General features: G+C 58.0%; 23 protein-coding genes. 11 read left to right on the top strand and 12 right to left on the bottom strand.

Annotation, left to right across the window (positions count from 1 at the left end):
- The first annotated feature begins 51 nt into the window (after window positions 1–51).
- The gene (locus AC3ISR_RS16785; protein WP_463983602.1) at window positions 52–1,212 is read left to right on the top strand and encodes a cytochrome P450; all 1,161 of its coding nucleotides are present in this window, start codon (window positions 52–54) and stop codon (window positions 1,210–1,212) included.
- Window positions 1,213–1,269: 57 nt separating this feature from the next.
- On the opposite strand, the gene uraH is transcribed toward AC3ISR_RS16785, so the two are convergent.
- Both uraH and AC3ISR_RS16775 read right to left on the bottom strand, forming a co-directional pair.
- Window positions 1,270–1,680, bottom strand: coding sequence for a hydroxyisourate hydrolase (uraH, locus tag AC3ISR_RS16780; RefSeq protein WP_463983603.1), 411 nt, complete (start codon window positions 1,678–1,680; stop codon window positions 1,270–1,272).
- A gap of 10 nt (window positions 1,681–1,690) precedes the next feature.
- Complete coding sequence (locus tag AC3ISR_RS16775; protein WP_192296467.1) at window positions 1,691–2,194, bottom strand: GlcG/HbpS family heme-binding protein; 504 nt, start codon at window positions 2,192–2,194, stop codon at window positions 1,691–1,693.
- A 147-nt stretch (window positions 2,195–2,341) separates the two neighbouring features.
- Between AC3ISR_RS16775 and AC3ISR_RS16770 the strand changes: the two genes are divergently transcribed.
- Both AC3ISR_RS16770 and AC3ISR_RS16765 read left to right on the top strand, forming a co-directional pair.
- Window positions 2,342–3,013 carry a heavy metal response regulator transcription factor gene (locus AC3ISR_RS16770; RefSeq protein WP_192296466.1) on the top strand — a complete coding sequence of 224 codons (672 nt, stop codon included), beginning with the start codon at window positions 2,342–2,344 and terminating at the stop codon, window positions 3,011–3,013.
- Window positions 3,010–4,413, top strand: coding sequence for a heavy metal sensor histidine kinase (locus tag AC3ISR_RS16765; protein WP_463983615.1), 1,404 nt, complete (start codon window positions 3,010–3,012; stop codon window positions 4,411–4,413). Before AC3ISR_RS16770 ends, AC3ISR_RS16765 begins: the two co-directional genes overlap by 4 nt.
- Before the next feature lie 91 nt (window positions 4,414–4,504).
- Here the strand turns inward: AC3ISR_RS16765 and AC3ISR_RS16760 are convergent, their stop codons facing one another.
- From AC3ISR_RS16760 to AC3ISR_RS16730, 7 genes are all read right to left on the bottom strand, one after another.
- Window positions 4,505–6,469: an avidin/streptavidin family protein gene (locus AC3ISR_RS16760; RefSeq protein WP_489324380.1), complete on the bottom strand. Its 1,965-nt coding sequence runs from the start codon at window positions 6,467–6,469 to the stop codon at window positions 4,505–4,507.
- A gap of 142 nt (window positions 6,470–6,611) precedes the next feature.
- The gene (locus tag AC3ISR_RS16755) at window positions 6,612–7,955 is read right to left on the bottom strand and encodes an MFS transporter (protein ID WP_192296464.1); all 1,344 of its coding nucleotides are present in this window, start codon (window positions 7,953–7,955) and stop codon (window positions 6,612–6,614) included.
- A 21-nt stretch (window positions 7,956–7,976) separates the two neighbouring features.
- A complete protein-coding gene (locus AC3ISR_RS16750) occupies window positions 7,977–8,798 on the bottom strand; it encodes an aspartate/glutamate racemase family protein (RefSeq protein ID WP_192296463.1) in 822 nt (273 codons plus the stop codon).
- Between the two features lie 33 nt (window positions 8,799–8,831).
- Window positions 8,832–9,722, bottom strand: coding sequence for a hypothetical protein (locus AC3ISR_RS16745; RefSeq protein WP_463983605.1), 891 nt, complete (start codon window positions 9,720–9,722; stop codon window positions 8,832–8,834).
- A gap of 64 nt (window positions 9,723–9,786) precedes the next feature.
- On the bottom strand, window positions 9,787–11,445 hold the full coding sequence (locus AC3ISR_RS16740; RefSeq protein ID WP_463983606.1) for a hydantoinase B/oxoprolinase family protein: 1,659 nt from the start codon (window positions 11,443–11,445) through the stop codon (window positions 9,787–9,789).
- 13 nt (window positions 11,446–11,458) lie between these two features.
- Complete coding sequence (locus AC3ISR_RS16735; protein ID WP_192296460.1) at window positions 11,459–13,543, bottom strand: hydantoinase/oxoprolinase family protein; 2,085 nt, start codon at window positions 13,541–13,543, stop codon at window positions 11,459–11,461.
- A gap of 171 nt (window positions 13,544–13,714) precedes the next feature.
- Window positions 13,715–16,144, bottom strand: coding sequence for a winged helix-turn-helix domain-containing protein (locus AC3ISR_RS16730; protein WP_463983607.1), 2,430 nt, complete (start codon window positions 16,142–16,144; stop codon window positions 13,715–13,717).
- A gap of 606 nt (window positions 16,145–16,750) precedes the next feature.
- Between AC3ISR_RS16730 and AC3ISR_RS16725 the strand changes: the two genes are divergently transcribed.
- Together AC3ISR_RS16725 and AC3ISR_RS16720 are read left to right on the top strand one after the other, a co-directional pair.
- The gene (locus tag AC3ISR_RS16725) at window positions 16,751–17,308 is read left to right on the top strand and encodes a hypothetical protein (protein WP_463983608.1); all 558 of its coding nucleotides are present in this window, start codon (window positions 16,751–16,753) and stop codon (window positions 17,306–17,308) included.
- A gap of 407 nt (window positions 17,309–17,715) precedes the next feature.
- Window positions 17,716–18,141 carry a GNAT family N-acetyltransferase gene (locus AC3ISR_RS16720; protein WP_192296459.1) on the top strand — a complete coding sequence of 142 codons (426 nt, stop codon included), beginning with the start codon at window positions 17,716–17,718 and terminating at the stop codon, window positions 18,139–18,141.
- An 80-nt stretch (window positions 18,142–18,221) separates the two neighbouring features.
- Here the strand turns inward: AC3ISR_RS16720 and AC3ISR_RS16715 are convergent, their stop codons facing one another.
- From AC3ISR_RS16715 to AC3ISR_RS16705, 3 genes are all read right to left on the bottom strand, one after another.
- Complete coding sequence (locus AC3ISR_RS16715; RefSeq protein WP_192296458.1) at window positions 18,222–19,418, bottom strand: hypothetical protein; 1,197 nt, start codon at window positions 19,416–19,418, stop codon at window positions 18,222–18,224.
- Between the two features lie 13 nt (window positions 19,419–19,431).
- Window positions 19,432–20,319, bottom strand: a complete 888-nt coding sequence (locus AC3ISR_RS16710) for a nitrilase family protein (RefSeq protein WP_192296457.1) — start codon at window positions 20,317–20,319, stop codon at window positions 19,432–19,434.
- 180 nt (window positions 20,320–20,499) lie between these two features.
- Window positions 20,500–20,937: a GNAT family N-acetyltransferase gene (locus AC3ISR_RS16705; protein ID WP_192296456.1), complete on the bottom strand. Its 438-nt coding sequence runs from the start codon at window positions 20,935–20,937 to the stop codon at window positions 20,500–20,502.
- A gap of 99 nt (window positions 20,938–21,036) precedes the next feature.
- Between AC3ISR_RS16705 and AC3ISR_RS16700 the strand changes: the two genes are divergently transcribed.
- From AC3ISR_RS16700 to yddG, 6 genes are all read left to right on the top strand, one after another.
- Window positions 21,037–21,669, top strand: coding sequence for a hypothetical protein (locus AC3ISR_RS16700; protein WP_192296455.1), 633 nt, complete (start codon window positions 21,037–21,039; stop codon window positions 21,667–21,669).
- A gap of 164 nt (window positions 21,670–21,833) precedes the next feature.
- Entirely contained in the window at window positions 21,834–22,154 is a 321-nt protein-coding gene (locus AC3ISR_RS16695; protein ID WP_192296454.1) for a P-loop NTPase family protein, read from the top strand.
- An 83-nt stretch (window positions 22,155–22,237) separates the two neighbouring features.
- Window positions 22,238–22,621: a hypothetical protein gene (locus AC3ISR_RS16690; protein ID WP_192296453.1), complete on the top strand. Its 384-nt coding sequence runs from the start codon at window positions 22,238–22,240 to the stop codon at window positions 22,619–22,621.
- Window positions 22,622–22,880: 259 nt separating this feature from the next.
- Entirely contained in the window at window positions 22,881–23,177 is a 297-nt protein-coding gene (locus AC3ISR_RS16685) for a putative quinol monooxygenase (RefSeq protein WP_192296452.1), read from the top strand.
- 165 nt (window positions 23,178–23,342) lie between these two features.
- The gene (locus AC3ISR_RS16680; RefSeq protein ID WP_192296451.1) at window positions 23,343–24,023 is read left to right on the top strand and encodes a hypothetical protein; all 681 of its coding nucleotides are present in this window, start codon (window positions 23,343–23,345) and stop codon (window positions 24,021–24,023) included.
- A gap of 144 nt (window positions 24,024–24,167) precedes the next feature.
- Window positions 24,168–25,064, top strand: coding sequence for an aromatic amino acid DMT transporter YddG (gene yddG, locus AC3ISR_RS16675; RefSeq protein ID WP_192296450.1), 897 nt, complete (start codon window positions 24,168–24,170; stop codon window positions 25,062–25,064).
- Window positions 25,065–25,072 lie beyond the last annotated feature (8 nt).

The raw sequence follows: 25,072 nt of genomic DNA, 5'->3' as shown, positions 1-25,072 counted from the left end.
ACCATGAGGGATGCTCGATAGTAGCCGTTCTTTGTGAACAGGACTTACGCAATGACGCCTTTTGAAGCCGCTACCCATACTGATCCCTACGTTTATTACTCAGGTCTCAGGCGACAAAACGGCCTGCTATTCGATGCAGATCTTCGTTTATGGATTGCAAGTAGTGCCGAAGCTGTCGAAGCCATTCTGGGGCATCCAGACTGTCGGGTGCGTCCGTTAAACGAGCCGATACCTCCTGCCATTGCGCAAGGCGTGGCAGGAATGATTTTCGGTCGTTTGATGCGCATGAACGAAGGCCCACAGCACCTGTGCCCCAGGATGATTATCGAACCTGCCTTGGCCTCTGTCCAAACAGATAGCATCGCAGACATCGTGTCACGTGTGGTCGAGACCCTCGATAACCCGGTCGAAAACCCAGATGAGTTGATGTTCACGTTACCGGTTTCCGTTATTGCCGCTTTGATAGGCTTTCCATCCAGCCGGCTACAGGAAGTAGCGAGGCTGACGCGGGATTTTGTCGCCTGCCTGTCGCCGTTAAGCGACGAAATTCAACTCGGTGAAGCTAATTCCGGGGCCACCCGACTTAGTCAATTAGTCAGCGCGCTGCTGAGCAACGACGATGAAAGTAGCCGCTTCTTGAGCCATATCTGGAGTGGATGCGAAGCCACCGCCTGGAGAGATCATGATGAATTGATCGCTAACCTGATCGGCCTGTTGTCACAGACCTGCGAAGCCACCGCAGGCCTGATCGGCAATACCCTTGTAGCGCTCCATCGTAACCCTGATCTGATTAAAGACATGCTACCTACGCAGATGCTCGTTGCAGACTTGGTGGAAGAGGTAGCGCGCTACGACTCGCCCGTGCAAAACACCCGGCGATTCGTTGCTAAGCGATGCACTATCGGGGGCAGCGTCTTGGAGGCGGGCGATACCGTTCTAGTGTTACTCGCTTCAGCCAATAGGGATCCCTACGCGAACCCAGACCCCGATAGACTCCTGGTCAAACGAACGCAACGACGAACCTTCAGCTTCGGATCAGGACGACATGAATGTCCAGGCCAGCAACTTGCATTGACTATCGCCGCTGAGGCGATTTTGGCATGGCTGCATCGACAACCAGCCTCCTCTGCGCGTCCTTATCGGTGGAGTTATTTGCCCTCCCTTAATGGTCGCATACCTCATTTTTATCGTGATCGGGAAACTCAGCAATGAACCGCCCCGGATTCTCTAGACACCTTGCAAGCTCATTGCACTGCCCCCGTTAGAGGCTCAGTTACCTCTGTAGGTAGAGAAACCATAGGGGCTGAGCAGTAATGGAATGTGGTAGTGCGCAACGGCACCGTCTACCTCAAAGATTACCGGTACCTCAGGGAAGAAACTTGAAATCTTATGCGCTTTGAACCACTCGCCTGTCTTGAAGGTTACACGGTAGATGCCTTTCTCCAGAGCCTGACCTTCGGGGTATAGCCCGGGAATACGACCTTGTTCATTTGTCGAAGCGCTGTTGAGCATGTCCCAGTTCTTACCGTCTTGTTTTTCCAATGTGACATTGATACCAGGGGAGGGCAGGCCATCTTGTAAGTTGAGGACATGCACGCTCAGCGGGTTTCCTGCCGCTGATGCCAGTGACGATGCGACACTCAATACAACGCCAGCGAAGATTGTTTTCAATCCAGTCATGATGATGTCCTTAGTTTTTGACAGTAGGTAAAATTTTGTTGATAGCGGCCAATGCGCAACCTTCATCGTTTGCTGCTCCGCCGGCACCGGCCACTCCGATCGCGCCAATGACTTGCCCTTCAAACATCAACGGCACGCCGCCGCCTAGCAGCAATAGCTCATGCAGGGTGTTGAGGTTTTCCGCATCGGGGGTACTGCGAGCACGCTCTGCCAACAGTCGTGTAGGCGTCTTGGTCGATAGGGCGGTATAGGCTTTGCGTTGGGCGGCTAATGTATTGTGTGGGCCCACGTTATCGTCGCGCTGCAAGGCGACTAGATTTGCGCCACTGTCGACAATTGCAGCAACACCTGTGCGGCCTTCGGCGTGACACGCTGCCAGCGCGGTAGTTAGCAAATCATTGGCCATTGCCAATGAAACGTCGTTGCGCTGCACAACTTGACCCGGGGCTGCAACGGCGAGCGCAGAGCTCATTGCAAGTGAGCTGAGCAATGAAGCTGACAGGCGTATACGCATGCTTTTTTCCTTTGTTTTGTCTGGCTGAGTCATCGCCAGGCATGATGCCCCGTGCGCACCGTCAGAATGATTGCCTCATGATTACCAAGATGTAATGTGCCAAAACGGCCAAGCGCGCTAGCCTATGCTCCAATTCTGGAGGAAAAGATGCGTATCCTGGTCGTTGAAGATGAAGCGAAAACAGCGGATTACCTCCACAAAGCCCTGACTGAATCGGGCTACGTGGTCGAGGTCGCCTTAGATGGCCTGGAGGGCCAGTATCTGGCGCAGGAAAGTGAGTTCGACTTGATCATCCTGGATGTCATGCTGCCGGGCCTGGACGGTTGGCAATTGCTTCAGATTATTCGACGCAAGTGGCAAACCCCGGTGCTTTTTCTTACTGCTAGGGACTCCGTGGAGGATCGGGTCAAGGGGCTTGAATCAGGGGCCGATGATTACCTGGTCAAACCCTTTTCCTATGCCGAGTTATTGGCACGCGTACGTACTCTCCTGCGCAGGGGGCCGCCCCGTGAGGTCGAACAGTTCCTGGTTGCCGACCTGAGCGTGGATCTGTTGAGCCGTAAGGTCACGCGCCAGGGTGAACGCCTGACCCTGACCAACAAGGAGTTTGCTCTGTTGCACCTGTTAGTCAGTAGGGAAGGAGAGGTGCTATCGCGCTCCTCGATTGCTTCGCAAATCTGGCAGATGAACTTTGACAGTGATACCAATGTGGTCGATGTCGCCATCCGACGACTGCGCGCCAAGGTTGACGATCCTTACCCACTAAAGTTGATACACACAGTGCGTGGCATCGGTTACATGCTTGAGGTGCAATCCTGAAACTGTTTGTGCGTAACCTGAGCTTGCGCCTGGCGCTTATGTTCGCGTTAGTCAGTGCGCTGCTGCTAGGGTCCATTGGTTTTTATCTTTATCAGTCGTTACAGCGAGAAATCGCCTGGCGCGATGACCAGGCCCTGCTCGGGCGCCTGGAGCGCATGCATGCGTTGATCAACGACAGTATCAGCGTCGAGCAACTCAGAGATCGGCCCAAGCTATACGAAAATATGCTGGGCAATCGCGACAACTTGCTGTGGATCATCGATGACGCAGGTCAGGTGCTGATCGAAATCAACCCCGTCGGCATGAGCTTGCCCGCGTTACCGGCTGTAGCCCAGGCTCAGTTGAGTGACGGTAACTCTTCGGTGGCAGTGCGCTTTGCCTGGCAGCATGTCATGCAAGGTGATCGCGGCTTGACCCTGATTGCTGGCAAGTTGTTGAGCGAGCGCGAGCAGATGCTGGGGGCTTACCGACTCAAGCTCTGGCTCGCGATGTCGGTCGGTGCGCTGCTGGCTTTTGTGCTCGGCGGGTGGGTAAGTCAGCGAGGCTTACGACCTGTGCGCTTACTGGCGAAGCGCGCTGCCGCAATTGATGTACACCATCTGCATCTGCGGCTGGATGAGTTCAACGAACTGAGTGAACTACAAGCACTCAGCCAAGCGCTTAATCAGATGCTTGCACGCCTCGAAGAGGGGTTCGCCCAGCTATCACGATTCTCGGAGGATCTCGCCCATGAGATGCGCACCCCGCTCACCAATCTGATGGGGCACACCCAGCAGGCCCTGAGGCATTGTCGTTCAATCGAAGACTATCAAAACTTGCTGGTTTCGAATCAGGAAGAGTATGAGCGTCTAGCGCGAATGGTCGATAGCATGCTGTTTCTCGCGCGCACCGAGCAGTCGCACGCATGTGTCAGTGATGAACTCATCAACCTGCACGATCTGGTGGAGCAACTGTGTGAGTATTTTGAAGGTGTTGCACAAGAACGTGATGTCGCGCTGATCAATCAGGCCCATGATCAATTGCGTGCTGATCCTGCTTTGATCCGCAGAGCACTGGCCAACTTGCTGGCCAATGCGCTGCGTTATGGCTCTCCTGCTACGCCAGTAACCATTAGCAGTATGGCTTTAGGGGACAGGATTGACATTATTGTGCATAACCAAGGCCAGCCGATTTCAGCGCAGCATCTGCCTCGACTGTTTGAGCGCTTCTACCGGTGCGATCCGTCACGTAGTCAGCCGGACGACTCTGGCGGGCTGGGTTTGGCCATCGTTCGCTCAATTATGCAGTTGCATGGTGGTCGGGTCAGCGTAGACAGCAATTCATCCGGAACGAGCTTTCGTTTGGAGTTTCCTCCAATGGGCCCGGTAGCAAGCCAGGTTGAATCCAAGCGGATTATTTAGTGAGGCGACGGATGAGTCCTGGGTGACCAGATTCCTCACACTGGACTGCCCTCGGCACCATAGACCTCTCCAGCCTACGGTGATTGCTTGGTTATATTTCATTGGCACCCGCGCCGAGCGTCCTCCTGAACATGATCGACTGGACCTGTGTTTGCACATAACGTTGTGACGCTGTTGTGGAGGACGTGAGCAGCGCCAGCAAGGTCAATTCATCCACTTGAAGATCCAGCGAACCGGCCAGGGCCAGTACCGCTTCACCGCTCTTTTGCGGTGCGGCGAGGCTTACCGATTGCCGTGACAGCCCGCCCGAGTTCGCGTTGATGTCAGTAAAACCGGATACCTCGACCCGCCCGGTAGGCGTCGTCAACGTGCCGCTGACACAACCTAAAGCATGCTGGCTTGACGCTCTAACGTGCAGTTTCAGGTTATATCCTTGCGCTGCCATCCAACTGCCATTTAACCGGTTGTCGTGCTCCGAAGCCAAGATGGGGGTGATAGGACGTAGTTCTATGGCCTCATCTGCAACCCGTCGATAGCTCAGTTTGTCCAGATACGCTCCTTGTTTAGCCAGATCGGGAAAATCCCCGGTGGCGATGAGCACGTGCGATAGATTGAGCCGATCCTCGCCTGCGATCCGATGGAGCTGTCCGCACAACCCCGACACCCAATGCCAACTCGGGTCGGCCTGCTGCTCATCCAGCGAGTGCCAGTCTATAGCCAATGCCACAGGCAGCCCTTTTTCCCGTGAAGGGCTTGTACTCGCTTGATAACCCGTCACCGCGTATCGGCCCGTTGAGCCCGTGGATGACTGATACGAACCAGTAATGACATTGCCGGTGACCGTCAACGTCATTGCCGAGCCGTAGTCATTTTTCCAGGTGCCGGCGGCGCAAAGCGGCGGCGCTGTATGGGCAGTCGCTAGGGGCGGGCGGAGCACCAGCTTTCCACTGACAAGCGTGCGCGGCTTTGCCTCAAAGCGCCGTGAAGAGGAGCGGCTGATAATCTGGGGCCCCTGCGGGCGATTAAACAGCCATATCCCAACCGGCGCGAGTGAGTAAGTGCCCGCTCGACATTGCACCACACGATATTCATAGACGGTGTAGCAATACTCCATCACCAGCGAACCCACCAACACCAGGTCGGTCAGTCCCAGCGGCTCGAATTGAGGAAGGGTTTTACCCTTGTCTGGACCGTCCTCGATCAAAACGTTGTACAGGTCGGCACCCAGGGTGATTTCGCCATCGGCGAAGCCCAGGACGACCGTTGGGCTGCCGCCCTGGGCAATACGCTCAAGGGTCTGGCGCATCAGCCGGTCATCCCCTTTGAATTGGGATGAGCCAGAGTCCAGCGCGAAGGTTACGTTCCTGGCCAAGACGTCGCCGCCTACGGTGTAGGACGCCAGCGGGGTCGACCAGATGTATTCCACACCACGCACTTTGCTGTAGAGCGACCACGGAAGAAACAGGTGCGGACCACGGGTTTTAGCCGCATCCACTGCCCCCATCTGGCACACGCCCCGACGCGAAGCAGGGTCCCAGTCGAAGGCAACGAAGGGTTGATGGGGATCGATTTTTCCAGCATTCATCAACGCCTGAAACACAAACGAGCTTTTCCCGTCGACATAGGCGCTGCTGCTGGGCAAGCCCATGCCGCCGTCCCAGTCCAATTGGCGAAACTGCGTTCCGGTGTAGTCTGCCGCCAGTAGAAGTTGAATGGGCAATGGGGTGTTATTCAGAGTCAATACATCCGAACCGGATTCTACCTGCATCGTGCCCCAGGGCCCGAAGCTGTAGGGCCGTTGCAGGCAATCCGTGAAGGTGAAGGTGCTGGACGCCTGATGGTCAAACCGGCCTGCGCTGAAGTGCTGGCATCGGTCGGGCGAACACAGGCTGGAGGTTATCCAGGTGATATTGGTTCCGGTGTCCATCGACACCTTCAGGGATTGCCCTGGTGTGCCTACCTGTACACGGGTGTACCAAGGTGTGGCGCCGTTGTTCTGAAAGGGACCGCGTTGCATGGTGAAGGTGACTCCGTCACTCCATTGTTGACTGTCCATAGTGAATTCCGTGTCTGCAATTTGATGGGGCATCCGGTTGGATGACCCGCTCGAGGTCTGGGGTTATTCAAACGCAGGGGGCAGGGCGTGGGCTGTCAGTCACGATGGATCACATATGCCTGAAAGCACGATGGGCATTGTGCTAATCCAACGCCTTGCCCTCGGTTTCAGGAATGAACAGTGCGAGCAACACGGTTACCAGCATGAAGGCATTGATAAAGGTGGTGGTCATATTGAAGGAGGCGCCGTAAGCCACCAGTGCGCCGATCAAAGACGGTGCCAGAATATTGGCCACGCGTTGCGCAAAAATCGCCCACCCGTAACCGATGGTACGCAATGGGGTCGGGTACAGCTCGGCGATCCAGGTGCCCCACACCCCCCATGCCCCCAGGCTGAAGAACGCCAGGGCGAAGTTGCTCAGGTACAGCATTTCCAGGCTTTGAGCGTTGGCAAAGCCGTAGCCAGCGAGCACCGAGGCACTGATGAAACCGATAATGACGTGTTTGCGGCCATAACGATGGGTGAGCCACGACGCCGCCATGTAGCCGGGGATCATGCACAGTGCCGACAGTGCAATAAAACCGTAGCTTTGCGGCAGGCTCAGCCCGCGTTGTTGCAACAGCGTCGGCAGCCAGGTCTGCAAGCCCCAGTAACCCCAGGAGAACGTAAAATTCACCAGGATCTGCAACGCACTGATCCTCAACAGCGCCGGTGAAAACAGCTCCCGCTGGCGCCCTGACGTCGTTTGGTCCACTTGCAGCAGGCAATCCTCAGGCACTTGCACGGTGCCTCGACTTAATCGCGTGATGACCGCTCGGGCCTGCGCTTGGCGCTTGGCGTTGGCCAGCCAGTACGGCGACTCCGGCACCCAGAGCGCCACCACCAAAGCCCACAACCCACCCAGTGAACTCACCGCAATGATTGTGCGCCAACCATAGGGCATCAGCCATACGGTCGCCCCCAGTGCCAGTAGCATGCCGATTGGCCATCCCGAGGCCAGGTACACGGTCAGCGCGCCGCGATGGCGCACGGGCAATAGCTCCTGATAGTGAGCAAACGTCACCACCATCATGCCAACTGCGGCCACGCCCGAGAACAGCCGTAACGCGTAGAGCGAGGCGTAGTCGGGGGCAAACGCACTCGCCAACGAGATCACGCCGTAAATGGCCAGGCTCCAGACCACCGCGCCCTTGCGGCCGATACGTTCGGCGAGCTTGCCCCAGACTAACGAGCCCAACAGCATGCCGATGAACATGGCGCCGATCAGGTGGCCGACGGCAAGTGCATCCAGGGAAAAATCCTGGGCGATCAGCGGCGCGGTGTAGACGATGATCATCATCTCCCACGCCTCAATGGCGAACACAAAAAACAGCGCCAAGCAGCACTTGAGGTGCTCGCGGGTCAGGGGTACGTCTCTGAATACATCGCCCACTTGCCGAGTGGAGGTGTAGTTGGCTTGTGCGGGCATTGGCGTGACGTCGCTCATAGGGATTGCTCCAAGTAAGGGCTAGGCTTGCACACGGTTACCGATGGGCACCGGGCCCTGAAACAGGCCAAAGGCTTTGATTTCGGCTTCCGGTGGAGGCTCGCAACTGCCGACACGGCTGGGGCTCCAGCCGAAGCGCTGCTTCATCCCCGCCATGGCTTCGGCCATCTTGAACGCGGCGACCACCGGGTCGATCACGGGTACGCCGACCTCACGCTGCACCTGTTCGAAGAAACCGAATTCGATGGTGCAGCCCAAAATGATCGCTTCCGCGCCATCTTCCTCGACCGCCAAAAACGCTTGTTCAATGATTCGGCGTCGGGTGAGGGCCGGGTCTTTCTGGAACTCATCGACGCCCATGCCCAGCGCGCGCATAGAGGCGAGTCGATCCGCCGAGCCGTAGCCGCGAACGCGCTCGCGCATTTGCTCCATCCATTTATCTCGCCCTACGATGATCGAATAACGGTTAGCCAGTTGGTCGGCGATCTGCAGGCTGGCCTGGCAGGGAGCAACCACCAGGCAGTTGCCGGAGATTTCCCGGGCATCCTCCAGGGCCGGATCGTAGAAGCAGCCGATCACCAGGGCATCGATGTTTTGCTGGGCGCAATCGCGGGCAATGCGTACCGTGCGCTCGTAGGTCATTGCCTCGTAGGCCCGGTACTCCAGGTGTGTCGGGCTGGGCTGCATATCGAACGACACCACTTCCAGGTGTGTCGAGGGGTGCTTGATGCCGTGCAGCAAGTCGGCGATCGGTGCGTCGAACATTGAGCAACCAATCGGGTTGAGCCAGCGCACTGTCACCGGCACATCGTGTGGTGGGGGAGTGGGGGTTGGGGTTTGCATAAGTTATTTCCTCGGATAGGGGGCCAATTGGCGCTAGAAAAACTTCACCAGCGCCATGGTCAGCTCATTGGAATGGGGCAGGTTGGCGCTGTGGTAGTAGTCGAAATTCAGATTTGCAGACAGGTAGAGTCCCTGTTGGGAAAAGCCTGTGTAGGTCATCGACGGTCCGATTTTTCCAACCCGCGACTCGGCATAGTCCGAGGCTGTTCGATTGTTGATGTGGTAGACGTGATGCGCGCCCAGCCACAGGTCATCGGTGACGAGGTAGCCGGCGGCGACGTTGGCCAGCCATAGGCTGACACCGCCTTGCAAGCGCTTGGGATCGCCGCTGCCGAGATCTGTGGTGTTGCGGTTACGTGCGGCGTAATGGATGCCAACTGGGGTGAAGGTCGCGGCGAATTTTCCGACACGCAGGTAATTGGCGAGGCTGAAACTCAGCGCATAGCGGTTGGCAAAGGCACCGTAACCGGCAACTTCGTTGTTACCGTTGGGGAACTCGACCGTCAGCGTCGGGTTGGTCCAGAACGTGGTGTAGTCCTCTGAACCATAGGCGCTGGTGGGCTCGACCACGTTGTAGTAGTAGGCAAAGCCGAGATTGGGTGAGGCGATGCCCCAGGGGCTGACGTTTTTCGCGTCGTTGGTGCTGGCGTATCCGGGAACGGCGCCGACCCAGAACTGCAATTGGTCGCGGGTGGTGTCGGTAAAACCGGTCTCGGAAAAGTACGCAAGCACCGTATTGCCACCGGCACGTACGTTGCCGTCGGTGTTGCGGTTGAAGACCGGGAAGGTTTCCAAAGCCCAGCGTCCCGGCAGCCCTGGTTGACCGAAGCCGATGAATTGTTCGGCTTGGGTTGAAGGGCTGCTGCCCAACACCAACGCCAGCGAGCACGCAGCGCCGAAGCGCGAGAGTGGAAGTTGCAACATGACGGTTCTCTCTTATTGTTTTAGGTCAACGCATGGAAAGCCGCCGCACGGCGGTGTATTGGGATCAGGGCATGACGCCGTACACGGCGCGGGCGGTTTGCGCGTCGAGGTAGCCATTCTTCAAGTCGTCGCGCACGGCCGCCGCGTCACGGGCTGCGGGTGCGCCGTAGCCACCGCCGGCCCCCGTGCGTACCCGCACCAGGTCGCCGGCGTTGAGAGGGATGCTGCTGGCCATGGCATAGCGTTCCGGCGGGTTGTCGCCGCGCAGCACTTCGACGTAATTGGGGGTGCCATCCTGGCCCTGTTGCAGGCCCCAGGGTGGAACGACCGAGCGGGTGTAACCACAGGTCAGAAAGCTGTCATCGGCCCGTACGCGATAGTCGATGCAGATGCCTCGCCCGCCGCGGAACTGGCCGTGCCCACCGGGTTCGTCATTCAGCGCCATGCGCTCGACATACAGGCCGTAACGGGCCTCACAGACTTCCACTGGACAGTTGTAGGTCTCGCCATGCAGGCCGCAATAAACGGCGTTGTTGCCGTCACGTCCGGGCTCAGCGCCCCAACCACCGATTTCCGGCTCCACCAGGGTAAACAGCCGACCGGTATCCGGATGCCGGCCGCCGATAACAGTGGCGCATACCGAAGAGAAATTGCCCGCCGGCAAGCGGTCGGGAAAATGCTGGGCCAGGCAGCGCAAGATCAGGTCGTGTACGCGAATCAGGTTTTCAAAGTAAAACCCCTCTGCGGCGGGCAGTTGCGCATCGAATAGCGAACCGGGGCGTGTCAGCACATTCAACGGACGGAACGTGCCTCCATTGGTAATGCCTTGCGGGGCAGTCAGGGATTTGAACGCCATTTGGGCGGCAACCACCGCGCCATCCCGGCTGAGGTTAGTGGGCCCGGTGCATTGGTCGGGGTTGTCGCGCAGGTCCACGGTCATTGCACGGTCATGGATCTGCACCGACACCGAATACAGGCTGCCGTCGTCTTGCGGCTCCACCAGGGAAAGGTTGACATTGGGCAGTTCGGCCAGGGCTTTGCGCGATACCTTTTCGCCCAGGTCCATGAAGTCCTGCATCGCCAGCAAAAACAGGTCAGTGCCGTATTTGGCGGTCAACTCACGCAGGTGCAGGGCCCCGCCGCGCACCGCCGCTACGCCAGCCCATAGATCGCCTTCCATGAAATCCGGCATGCGCGTGTTGGCCCGCAGTATCTGCAGCACTGAGCGGATCGGTTGGCCACGGCTGATCAGCTTGACCGAGCACAGGCGAAACCCTTCCTGAAAGATGTCGGTAGCCTCAGTGGACATCGATCCGGGGACCATGCCGCCGACATCGTTCCAGTGGGCGATATTCGCGGTCCAGGCCACGCGCCTGCCCTCGGCAAACACGGGCATGGCCAGCACCACATCGTTCAGGTGAGTGACTGCGCCACCGTGGGGGTCATTGCAGATGAACACATCGCCGTCTTCGATTTCCCCTGGGCGGGCATGTTGCAGCAAGATCTGTTTGACGGCCTTGTCCAGCACGCCTACGAAGGCCGGGATACCGGCGCCGGAGCTGGCAATCTCGCCATTGGCGTCGGTGATGCCGGTGCCCATGTCCAGCACTTCATAAATGACGGGGCTCATGGCAGCTTTGCGCATCGCCACGAACATTTCGTCAGCAATGGCTTGAAGCGAATTCTGGATAATGTCTCGGGTGAAGATGTCGAGCGTATGCATGGCGAGACTCCCGTCAGCCGTTGATCGTGATGTGCAGATTGCCGAAGCGATCCACATGCACCCGGTTTTGTGGATGAACGACGACGGTGGTGCCGGCGTCTTCAATGATGGCGGGGCCGTGGAAACACATTTGGGGTTCCAGCAGGGCGTAGTCGTAGATGGCCGCGTCGTGGATGCCATCGGTTGCGTAGTCGACGACGCGGTGGCCCTTGCGTGCGGCCTCAAGCGTTCGCCCTGTCACTGCAAGCGATTCGGGAATCAGCTTGTCAATTTGCGCGATGGCGACCAGGTGGAAGCCGACGATCTCCACGGGAGCGTCCAGGCAGTAGGTGTAATGCTGTTCGTACAGGGTGTGAAAACGATGCTCGATGTGTGCCCAGTCACGTTCGAGGTGTTCATCGGCGTCCAGCGGCACTTCGACCGAGTGTTCCTGGTTCTGGTAGCGCAGCTTGCAATTGACCTTCAATTCGACCCGTTCCGGGGGCACAGCCTCGGCAATGAACTGCTCGCGGGCCGAGGCCATCAGTTCGTTCAGGAACGCCTGGGTGTGCGCCTGTGCCTGTGGCTGGGTGGTGTCGACAAAACGATTGATAAACAGGTCGCGGCGTAAGTCCGACAGGGTCATGCCCCAGGCTGAAAACACTGAGGCGCCGCGCGGGACGATGACTTTTTTGACGCCCAGCTCTTGAGCCAAGGCGACTGCATGCAGCGCGCCACCGCCGCCAAAGGCCATCAGGGTCAGGTCCCGGGGATCGTGACCACGGCTGAGCGACACCAGCTTCAGGGCGTTGACCATGTTGTTATTGGCCAGGCGCACCACACCACGGGCAATTTCATCGGCAGGCAGATCCAAGCGTTCGCTGAGCAGGCTGAAGCCGTCCGCTACTGCTTGTAGGTCGGCTACCACTTCGCCGCCGCAGAAGTACGCCGGGTTGATCCGGCCGAGTGCCAGGTTGGCATCCGTGGTGGTGATGTCGGTACCACCGTTACCGTACGCCGCCGGGCCGGGCAGGGCGCCCGCTGATTGCGGGCCGACATGCAGCTTGTCAAACCCGTCGACCCAGGCAATGGAGCCGCCGCCGTTGCCGATTTCCACCAGGTCCACCACGGGCACCATGATGGGGTAACCGGCATTGAGGCGGTCACGTTCGATCCAGTAGTCAGTCTTGATCGCGACCTGGCCATCGCGGATCAGTGCGCATTTGGCCGTGGTGCCGCCGATGTCGAGCCCCAGCAGGTTGGGTTCGCCAATCAAGCGTCCCAGCTCGGCGGCCGCCCAGAAACCGCTGGCCGGTCCGGACTCGACCATGGTGATCGGGATGTCCCTGGCGTGGGCCACACTGTCAACGCCGCAATTGGACTGCATGATATACAGCGGCGCCTCGTAACCTGCGCTGCGCAGACCCGCCTCCAGTTCATCGAGGTAGCGCGCCGCTATCGGTTGCACGTAGGCCGACAGCACGGTGGTGCTGGAGCGCTCGTACTCGCGCCATTCACGGGTGATCTGATGTGAAGCGACCACCGATACTTCAGGCCACAGCCGCTTCACTTCGGCCAATACCGCCTGCTCGTGGCTGGGGTTGGCGTAGGCATGCAGCAGGCAAATAGCAATGGCTTGCACGCCATCGGCGCGCAAGGCGTCGATGATGGCGGGCAGCTCATCGAGTATTACAGGCTCGCGCTCACGGCCGTCGGTGTGCAGGCGCTCGGTGATTTCCCGGCGTAGGTAGCGCGGCACAAACGGCGCAGGTTTGACCCATTTCAGGTTGAAATAGTCTGGGCGGTTGGCCCGGGCAATTTCCAGGATGTCGCGAAAGCCTCGGGTGGTGATCAGCGCGGTCTTGACCCCACGCCGTTCGGTAAGCGCGTTGATGACAACAGTGGTGCCGTGGGCGAGGAAGTCGACTTCCGAAAGCGTTACCCGTGCCTTTTTGATGACATTGAGAATGCCTTGGGCAAAGTTCGGTGGCGTGGTGTCCACCTTCGCCGTACGCAGGGTCTGCTGGCCGGTGACGGGATCACTTTCGAAGTACACAAGGTCAGTAAAGGTGCCGCCCACATCGGTGGCTACGCGCACGGTTTTTCGGCTTTTCTGCACGGTTCGTCTCCTGGATCGTGTCTTGTCGCAAGCAGGAGAAGGACGGCATGGCGCCCCTCATTGCTGATGGTCACGATGCTAGGCAGGGCGCTGGGCGGGGGGCCACAGATGGGGCGGGTAGGGCGCAGGCCGATAGGTGGCAAGACCTACCCGCCTGGGTGGGTTGGTGGCTTAGAAAGTGGTGTCGAGGTGGCCTTGGCGTATTGCAGCGCTGATTGCCGCGGTGCGGTTGTCCACGCCCAGCTTGGCGAACAGGTGTTTGAGGTGGAACTTTACCGTGTTCTCGGAGATGTCCAGGGCGAGGGCGATAGCCTTGTTGGATTGACCGCTGACAAGCAGCTCCAGTATCTGCGCTTCCTTGCCACTCAGGGCCATGTGCGCCGGCGTTGGGTGCGAGCGCCAGCCGCGCAGTCGCGTGATGGCTGTGGTCAGTAGTGTTGTGGGTTTGGGGTAGGCTTCCAGTGCCGGCAGCAGGCTGGGGCCGACTTCCAGCAACAGGCCGGGCAGGGCGTACTGCATGATCGGGGCAAGGGCCATGTCGAGTTCTTCGGCTTGGAGCTGCCGGCCGTTTTTCGCCGCGGCCAGGGCCATCAACCTCAAGCGCCAGGCGGGTAGACGCAGACCTTTGTTCTCCATCTCTTCAGCGGTTCGTTGAAGGTCGGTCCATGCGGCGCCCGAGCGACCGCTGAGCAACCGCAAGCGGCCCAATGCCAGGCTGGCAGCTTCCTGACTACGCCAGTCTTCGCGCTGACCTGCAATCTGTTCCAGATTGGCCTGCAGGAGCGCTTGGCGAGCGGCATGCAGTTGCCCACTCTGTACCTGGGCATCGATGCGCCAGGCCTGTACCAGACGCAATAGCCGTGGCCACTGGCGCGCGTGCGCCAGGTGTTCGGCATGGTCCAACTCCTGCAGTGCGGCATGCAAGCCATGGCTGCGTAACCGCGAACGCCACGCTACCTCCGCCGTCATCGCAACCACATCGAGCCAGCCATCGGCGTGTTCCAATGCTGCCCAGCCGTCATCCAGCCACGGCTGGATTTCGGACCAAGTACCTTGCCAATAGAGCTGGCGTGCCTTGAAGCAGCCGACCAGGGCCCGCAGCGAACTCTCCTGACCAAAATGGCCGTCGGCAAATGCCAGGGCCTCGTCCACCAATGTAGCGGCTTCGTTGATAGACCCTGATAACGCCAGGGCCTGGGCTTCATGGATCCGGCAGTAGTTTTCGCCACGCGGGCTGGCGATCACGCGCATTTTGACGTGAGCGTCCCTGATGGTGCGCAGGCTCGCAACCAACTCGCCGCGCGTCAGGTCCGCCAGTGCGTGCACGCACTCCAGCGTGGCTTGCGCGAGGGTCTGGTCAAGGGGATAGGGGCTGCTATGGAACGTCGTAACATCAGCATCAAGGCACTCAAAGCAGTCCTGGTAAGCATTCGCCAAGGTTTGGATAACATGAAAGTCTCGGGCCAGTCGTGCATCCCCGACCACCGAGCCACGGGCCAGGTGCAACAGCTGTGTGGACAATTTGTGATCGCCCAGCTTGGCGTGCAGGTAGGCTTGGAGCAGCAGGAGGTCCGGCTGGGTATTGCAGGTAGCGGCGTCGAACTGACTCAACAAACCCTGGGCGTAACGAATGCCATGGTGCAGCACCAGTTCCCAGCCGCCTGCGCTGACCACCAGGTTCACCGCCAGTGGGATGTCCCCCGCCTTGAGCGCGTGATGAATGGCTTGGCTCCAGTCCTGTTGCTGCGCCAACCAATGTGCGGCGGCGCGGTGAATTGCCTGGGCTTGATGACTGTCGATACGCAAGCGCAGGAAGTCACGTAGCAATGCGTGATAGCGAAACCACTGGCGTTCGGGGTCCAGGGGAATCAGTAGCGTGTCGAGGTGCGATAGTTGCCTGAAGAGGTCTGCGCTGTCATGGCGGCCGCGCACCGCATCTGCCAAATCGGCATTGAACCGTTGCAGCAAAGAGGTCTGTAGCAGCAGTGATTGGCAGTCCGCGGACAGGCTGTTGAATACATGCGCGGTGAGGTAGTTCGCAACGTCCGTCACTCCCCCGGAGAACGCTGTCAAGCCATACACCGAGCCGTCAATGCTGGTACGCCAGAGGCGTGCCAATTGCACTGCCACGGCCCAACCCTCGGTCGCGATGTGTACGCGACATAGGTCGTTCTCATCCAGTCCATTGCCTAGAATGCCACGCACCTCGTGCAAGGACAGGATCAACTCCCGGGCGCTGATCTCGTGTACCCAGCCTTTGGCTTTCCAGCGTGACAGCGGCCAGTCCGGACGGGTCCTGCTGGCGACCACCCAACGCAAGCCCGACGCGGCTTGCTCTGTTAATACTCCTAGTATCGAACTCACTTCCGGGCTGGCGGCGAGATGATAGTCATCCAAAAAAAGCGTGATCGCCCGATCTTCCTCGGCAAGCGCGCGCAGTAGCGCCTGGATCGTGCGTTGTGGTTGTACATCCAAGGCTTGCAAGGCTGCCAGGCGCGGCAAGTGCGCCAGCGCAACACCGGCATGGTCCAGCGAAAGGATCAGGTACGCGAGGAAGCGATTGGGGTCTGCGTCAGACTCGTCCAGTGACAACCAGGCCACTATTGCCTTGGGTGTCTGCTGCCGTATGGCTGCGTGCGATTGCATCAGCAGCGTGGTTTTACCGTAACCAGCGGGGGCCGTCAGCAGTGTCAATGGGACAAGGGCGTTCGTTTGCATGGAAGCCAGCAAGGCCTCACGCACAACTGAGGTGAGCATTGGCTGTGGAGGGGTGAGTTTACCGATCCAATACCAAGCATTGGATGAATGAGCGGGGGACTGTTGTTTCATGGTGAGGCGCACCGATGAAGAGCTGTTGGGGCCGTTTTAACAGCAAACTACGCGAGTTGTTGATTGACTGTGTTACCCGCAGTTTCTAAGTAAATCGCCCCGAATTCTCCAGACACTTTGCAGACTCGTGGTCGTGGACGCCCACCATCCCCGATCACTGACGACGGTGATGCGCGCAAATGTGGGAACCAGGCGCGATGCAATCAGGGTATATGCGCAGCTTGGTCCCACCGAAAATGTCCCACTGACTCTGTGGCTTTTCTGGCGAGCTTTTTCTCGTCATGTCTTTGTTTTTTTACTACTATCCTTCATCTGTGTACTCAAGGAAGAGGGGTTGAGCGCCTTGAGGCTGGTAGAAAATTTACACTCGATCATTGAGTGAGTTTTTACTTTTACCCAGAACCTAACGACTCAGCCAGCCGTAATTACTTTTTGGTGGAACCGATGGATAAAATGTGTGGCATCGTTGTAGTGGTAGGACTTGCCCTCTCGGGATGCGCTACGAAAACTCCAGAAAAACCTAAAGAAGTGACGCCGCCTCCTGCCGTAGTACAACAAGCACCACCTGAAGCCGCACCTTCGACACCCTATACTGTGCGATATGAGGCTGCACCCGCCGCCAGTGCTGACGCGCAAGCCCACGCTTCTGCTGAGGCCGATCAGTCAGACTCTGAAACAAACTTGAACCAAAATCGCGCTGAGCAATGCCGTAAAGAGTTGGATGTTTTGAAGGTTTACAACAAAGCGTCTTACGCCAAATACGAAGCGGAATACCAAGGCATTGCGGCCAAGACTGCAAAATACATGGAAATCAAAGACTCGCTGGGTCCTGATTTGAACTACATGGTTATGCCGGCTTATCAATTTCAAATCCGTGAATTCTGCTTCCGGGTTAAGACCCGTCTGTCAGAGCTTGTGCTTCGCCAAGCCAAATAACGATTTGATGTTCGGGGGCGTCTTTTACCAGTCACGGAGGCACTAAAAAGGTTTCCATCTCTGATGAAATGTTCGCCTCACGGGAATCGCACGGTTAAGCGCCAATGACGCAGAGTGCCTTCGCTGCTGCCGAATTGGCGGGTAAATATAAGCGCCTGATCGGCTTCTTGGTCCAGAGAGGTCAGGCGGCTTCTCCCAATGCCGCTGGCATCGCCCATATCTGGAATCCGCTTGCGCGTTTTCGGGCGAATGTCGTGGGAACTGCACACCAGCGGATGCTGGATGCGTATCTCCCCTGTCTCCTTTCTCTGGTTTTCGTAATTGTTTTTTCGCGTGTGTCGTCGAAACGCAACCGGAGCAATGGTTGGGCAGTCGTTTAACCACAAACTACTTAAATGGATAACCCCGTGGGCTTACGGATAGAGCTGAATGACGCGCCGCAAGAGGTCGACTACCAAGCGATTCTGGCGCCATTGAAAGAATACAACCAAGCCCAAGCGGGTCTTATCGAAACTGAAAAGTTTGCGCTTTTAATCAAGGATGACGTGGGCGCCACTCAAGGTGGGCTATACGCGAGAATTTCTGGACAGTGGTTATTCGTTGAATTGCTGGTGGTGCCCGAAGCGGCGCGAGGGCAGGGGCTGGGCGCAAAATTGATGGCCAGGGCGGAAGCTCAGGCGCGTGAGAAAGGCTGCCAAGGTATCTGGCTGGACACATTCTCTTTCCAGGCCCCGGACTTTTACCGCCGCTTGGGCTTCAGCCTATTTGGAGAACTTAAGGATTATCCCGTCGCTGGATACAACCGGTTTTTTATGCAGAAGCGATTTGATTGAATCGGCCCGGTTTTTCCAGGCAGGCTGAGACCTTCCGGATGACGAGTGCATTGACAAAGACACTCGTCATTTCCCCAGAGTCAGTTAGCAGTCAGAGCACCAACTACCGGCACGATCAACACGGTACTGATCGCCATCGACAACACATTGCCAATATACGGATGCATGTGCTTTGGCAGCCTCCCGGCGATCGCGCAGGCCAATGGCGGTGCGATCAGCGCTCCCAGCAAAGCACTGAGCACAATCACGCTCGCGCTCCCTCCATGGGTCAACACCGCCGCAGGTACTACGGACACCAACGGCACATAGGTCGGATACCACCCACGCTTTCGCCATTGCTGACGCCACAACAGGACGCCCAGTAGTGAGGCCAGCGCCTGACCCGTGACCAAATGGGGCAACCATCCCGACCCGTAGGCAGGGCTTAAGGGATTCAACGCATAGGCCAGCAAAACCCCGGCGAGCAACCCCAGGCTCGCCCATTCATTGCCAAAAAACGGCGCTTCCGAAAAGTCGGCCAACACTCGGCGCAATGTCCAGCGAACTCCGTAGTCCGGTGGAGCAACGGTCGTGGTAGGGGGGACATTGACCCTGCTCTCAGGTTTACGGCTAACCAACCCTGGCAATGCCCGACACAGCAAAAACGCCACCACGCTGCCCAGTGCCATACCCAGGACATTCCCGATCACCACCGGCAATCCCAACGGGAGGCATAAGTAATTCACGAACAACAGACAACTTGGCGTCACTAGAATCGCACCGAGTAGGGCACCATTCAGTGTGACCTTCCAGCCACCTCCAAACAGCAACACCATGGCCGCCGGTAACGACACAAATGCCGCAAACGTGGGCTGCCAGGATTCGGCACTAACCGTCCAGCCCCACAGTGCATTGCTCAGCAAGAGCCCAAGCAATGAGCTAGTCACCAGCCAAGGCCAAAGACCCGTGCCATAGCTGATGCTGAAACCCTGCCAGCCCTGGGCGTAACGGCTGGTCCAGTAACCGAATGCACCGCCAAGCAGCAAGCCAATAGATGCAAACTCATGTTTGTAAAACGCCACTTCGCTGACATCACCGACCACCCAGCGCAACCAGGCAGTCGGTGAAGGCAGGCCGGCTACCATGTCGTTATAGGCGGGCCAATAGCCCGGCGCGGACGATGAATACATCACCGACAGTGCGGTGATCGTTCCGATGGTGACGAGTGTAAAAGCAATTAGGATCGTCAGATGGCGAGCAGCCGAGTCCGATGACGGTTTCGTCGAGATAAAGTCCATGATCCTGCCCCCATCAACGTGGCAGGCACGGGTGGTGGCGATAGCCGAGCATACCGTCATACAGGTCGATGCGGCGATCCCGCTGCAGGTCGTTCAGATCATTCCAGATCGGTGCGCTGCGGGCGCTGGACAGATCGATGTCGGCATACAAAATGGCCTGTTCATTCGGCGAGGCGACTTTGCCGATTGGCCAACCGTTGGTGCCAGCGATCAGCGAACAACCAAGGTACCGCCCCCCATGTTCCTCACCGATCCGGTTGGCGGCGGCGATGAATACGTTGTTGACATGGGCGGCGGTCATGGTCAGGTAGGAGGCCATGCATTTGCCCGCTTCATCGAACAGCGGCGGCGGAGTCCACACCCAGTTGTTCAAGCTGCAAATGATGTCGGCGCCTTGCTGGGTCAGTATGCGCGGGACTTCAGGGAACCAGATGTCCCAGCAAATCAGCAAGCCGATACGGCCGATGGGCGTCTCAAACACCGGGAAACCAAGATTGCCCGGCGTAAACCACAGCTTTTCCTTGTTCCACAGGTGGGCCTTGCGGTACTTGCCGATCAAACCATCCGGGCCCAAGAGCACCGCCGTGTCGAACAGTTGCATGCCCTCGCGCTCCGCCAGCCCGGCGACGAGGTATACCTGCCGGTCTCGCGCAAAATCCATCCAGGCTCGGATGCTTGGGCCGTCCGGAATGGACTCGGCATGCTCGAACGCATCTTGGCGATTGCTGAACAGGTAACCGGTATTGGCCAGTTCCGGCAGCACAATCAGGTTGGCGCCATTGTTCACCGCTTGCAGGGCCAGGCTAAGGCTGTTATCGAGGTTGGATTGGCGATTTTGTGTGCCGACTTGCGGATCGAATTGCACAACGGCGACGCGGGCGAGACTGGTAGCTTCGTTCATGGATCATGACCTCTTTTTATTGTTATGGCTCCGCTACGGTAGGCGGATGCTTAAGTAGGAGGTCTTTTCGGTGTGCTCGTCAGTAGTCTGTTTCCGCTAGAGATGTAGGCTCTTGCCATAAAGGCTGGGTCTGGTAGCTAGGGTAGTCGTCAAGAGTAAAATCTTGATCTTTTGCAGGCTTTACTTCCGTTGCTTCTCAAAACGAATGTCCCCTTGCCCTAGATTCTTCACGGGCTGCCAGCCAAGGTTTCTATAGAATCCGCTCGCACGGCTTGCTTCAGCGGTTTCTAGCCATATCTTCTGATGGCTTTGAAACAGGAAAGACTCTGCTTTGTGCATCAGATTACGCCCCAACCCGTATCCTTCGAATTCCGGTAGGACGAAGACCGCGAATACGCAGCCATCTTCAATATCGACCATCGAAAAACCGACTGGAACACCACAGACCTGCGCGACCCAAGCGCACGGAGTCTCTGAAATTGCCTGACTTATGGCTTCAGGTGTTATCCCCATATCCGCTAACTGATCTTCAGATAAGTGATTTTCCTGAACGCTGGTTCGAATCTTGAAAATCGCATCGACATCGGCAAGTTTGGCAAGCCGGACTACTGCTTCCATGGCGTCTTCCTTTTTTCATCCGTGTGATGGAAAGTATCCTTACATATATCGGTGCTAGTGCAGCGAAAATGTCTACGCCGCACCCTTGGAGCCTGCTGGATGAACCGTCAACGTCCACCTGATCACTTCGCAACACCTCCCGCCGCACCAAGCACTGAAAGCACCGCCGCCCATCCGCCTGTTTGGCATAGCGGTCCGGACTTCTTGACCATTAGCAACACCGGTTCGGCCATTTTGGGCTTCTGCTCCGCGGTGCTTATGCTGTTGCCAGCCTTCTGCCTGGCGATACTGCTTTTTGTCGGGCTCGGTGCGATGCAGGACGTGCCATCCGGGGATGAGTCGAGTTTCACAACGTCGTCGTTCATCCTGTTCCTGCTTGGTTTTGTCGTGCTTATGGGCTTGGTCTTTGCGTGGATATTTTCTGAGCCTAGCGTGGAGGCCTTCACGTTCGACGAAAACCAGCGACTGCTGACCCTCACGGTCACTCGGCGCGGACGTAAACCCACTCAATGGCGCGTGCCATTCAGCGACATCATTTACATCTGCCCCTATGTGGTCGCTGCGTTTGACCGCGAGGGCCATTTTAGCGTGGTGTTTCAGGGACAAAAGAACAAGGTATTCGAGTTCCGGTTTGCGCAGGGCACTTCTCTGGAAAACATGGAGTTTCATGCGAAGTGGTTGCGGGGAATCATCGGCGAACGGATGCATGAACTACTGAATCTGGACAAATGAGCAAAGCACATCCATCCATTTACGGATTTTCCATTTCGGCTTTTCAAACGCTTCTAAGACGATACGAACCTTGATAGGCGTGCGGAAGTGGATGGCGTAGTTAGCCGTGAACAATCCCCCTCGGTGATCTGCTGTAGGCTGGTCGCTCGTTCACGGAGGAAAACATGCGGATCTACATCACTGGCGCCTCGTGCGCAGGTGTCACCACCCTGGGCCAGAACCTTGCCACGCGGCTCGATGTGCAACAGGCGGCCCGTGAAAAACAGCGCTTTGGCGATCGGATCGCGCCCGGTGGCGACATGCACCAGATCCATGTGGCCTTTCGGGAGTGGGCTTCGCAGTATGACGATCCGGGCTTTTCAGGGCGCAACCGCGCGTGGCACGAGAGGTGGTTGTCGGAGCAAACGGCGCAGGTGTTGCGCATTGATGGAACGCGGGATGCGCAAAAGATGGCGGCGGATGTCATCCAGGCGCTGCCACGTTAGCCCGGAACCCACTGTCGAACACGCGGTCCGAACGACTGCGCCCCGCGATGGCATCGACCCTCTACCGTGAAGGATCACACCCGATGAAACGATTGACCGCCAGCCTCCTGCTCGCCGGCACCAGCCTGATTTGCGCTTCCAACACCTGGGCGTGGAGCAGCGACGGAGACAAGATCAAGTTGACCGAGGGCGAAATCGCGTTCTGTCGGACCTGGCAGAACGACGGCACTTTGGTGATGTACGCCCGGCAGAAGGGGCAACCCACGCCGACTTACCCTGATGACGCCTACTCTGAGCCCTCCGATGAGCAAAAAAAGATGCGAGCCTATTTCATTCGAGAGGCAAAAAATGTTCAGGTTGCCAACACCGAAAAAGAACACGTGGCAGTATCCGAAGCCTTCGGCGTCCAGATGCTGAATCGCTGCGTAGGCCTGGTCACCTCGCTTCCATCGAGCAAGGAACCGTAGGCCGCCATCCGCCGCTGATGGGCCAGCCGGCTCGCGGCGCTGCCGCACATTGCCTGATAAATCCCAGACAAAGAAAAGCCCGCGATGGGGGCACGGGCTAAAGGGATGTTCATTAGGAGCTGGATTAACCATAAGCCTCCGTCTGTGAAAACGGCGTGAAAGGAAAGCCTGCAATACGCACTTTTTTGTAGGACTGTGCCTCGCTGGTCAGCTGGCGTACTGTGTCGGTTCATTTTTCCCACAGTGAAGGGTGTTATCCATGTCAGATGAAGTACGGCTTGTCGTGATTATCCAGACCCAACCGGGCCGCGGGCCGGACCAGTTGGCAGCGTTCGAGCAACTGGCGCCGCTGGTCAGGGCCGAGCAAGGCTGTATTCAATATGACCTGCACCCCGTCTCCGGCAACCCGGACAGTTTCGTGCTGATCGAGAAGTGGGCGTCCAAAGCTGCGCTCGAAGCCCACCACGCCACGCCCCATATGATCGCGGCGAGCCGGCACAATCCTACGTTCCGCGCCGGGCCTTCCACGGTCTTGTTGCTTGAGGCCGCTGTTTAAGCAAGCGCCTATCGCACTTTTTTGCATTTCCTCGCTCTATCTCTGACCCCATCACATAAATACTCCCTGTGGTCACAAGAGCGAGACCTGGTGCCGATAGTTCGTCTGTTTACTTCATGCAAGCGTCGCTGGACGCGTCAGCCTCTGCTACTGGCTGCCGCGTTCATGCTCTGTACTGTCGGTTGCAGCCAGCAGCAGGCGCGAGATGTGGCCAAGCAATTGAGCAACGGCAAGCCGGATGAGTTCTTTCAGACCAGCGTTGATCGCATGGCGACCCTGGGCATGCGCGCCAATCTGCAAAGTCTGTATTTGCTGATGAACAAACTCTACCTGCGCAACCCCAGCCAATGGCGGCAATCGGGATACCCGGATGCGGTGAGCGCGGCCCGGGAAATCCGCCTGGCGATCGAAAACCGTCGCCCGTTGCCTGCCCTTGGCGAGCGGCGCGACCTGGCGGCGTTGAGCTACTCCTTGAGCCCGGAGTTTCGCGGCGATCGTGTCGGTGCGTTTATCTATGCCATCGGCAGCATGATCGTCACCGCCCACGGCGGGCGCACCGAGTTTTACCTCACCGATTCAATCAACCCGCAATTCGTCAGCAACGCCGCACGCAACATCGAGAAGGCCACCTGGCTGCTCAGCCAGCGCCAGGATGCCAATGGCGTGTTGCTGCTGTTCTCCAACGAAATCTCGGAGGAGGGCAGCAACCTCAGTTTTGCCGTGGAGTTTGGCAAGGTCGTCGCGCGGCTCGACCTGTTGACCCAACTGCTGGATGAGCGCTACCGGCGGATCGGGGTCAACTATGCGCAGAGCTTGTTGCTGATGAATTTTCTGCCGGTACAGTGAGCCACATGCGTACGCCGTAGCAGGAAAAAAGCATGGCGTTATCCTCGTCTTGCTTTACATCCTTGTGGCTAAAAATGTCCAATTGCCCCGTGATAGACGGCTTCAGCCGCCTAGCACCCCATCCGCTTTGCCCAAGAGGCCTCAATGCAGATCAACAGCGAGCGTGCAGCCACTGCATGCGGTTTGGTAGCGATTCTCCTGTGGAGTACCGCCGCCGGGCTTATCCGCAGCGTCAGTGAACTGTTCGGCCCATTGGGCGGTGCGGCGTTGATCTACACACTGGGAGCGGTGCTGCTGGTGATGTTTCTGGGACGGCCGCGGGTGCGCGCCACCTCCTGGTTCTACCTGATTGTGGGCAGTGCGCTGTTTGTGGCGTACGAATTGTGCCTGTCGCTGGCATTGGGTTACGCAAGCAATCACAACCAGGCGATTGAGCTGGGTGTGGTGAATTACCTCTGGCCATGCCTGACCGTACTGCTCGCCATCGTCATGAATGGGCAAAAGGCCCGTTGGCTGATCCTGCCTGGCACCGTGCTGGCGTTGTTCGGCATCGTGTGGGTGGTGAGCGGCGATGGCCTGGCCTTGGCCACCATCGTCGCCAATGTGAACAGCAATCCCCTGAGCTATAGCCTCGCGCTCGGCTGTGCAGTCACTTTTGCGCTTTACTGCAATGTCACCCGACGCTACGCCGGCGGGCAAAATCTGGTGATGCTGTTTTTTATCCTGGCCGCCAGTGTGCTCTGGTTGAAATACGCGCTGAGCAGCGAAGTGCTGCCGGCATTCACTTTCAATGGCAGCCTGCAACTGGGGGCGGCCGGTGTGGCCATGGCCGGCGGTTATGCGCTGTGGAACGTCGGAATACTGCGCGGCAACCTGACCTTGCTCGCCACTGCCTCGTACTCTGCGCCGGTGTTGTCTTCGGCATTTGCCGCTGTGTGGCTGGGTGCGCATCTCACTGCACAGTTCTGGCAAGGCGCAGTCCTGGTAACGTTGGGCTCGCTGATGTGCTGGCAGGCAACGCGGGCGCGTTCAACGGCCTGAGCCAGTAC

Source organism: Pseudomonas sp. GL_117 (assembly GCF_057835125.1).
Note: the sequence above shows the minus strand (reverse complement) of the source record. Positions and strands in the feature narration are given on the sequence as shown.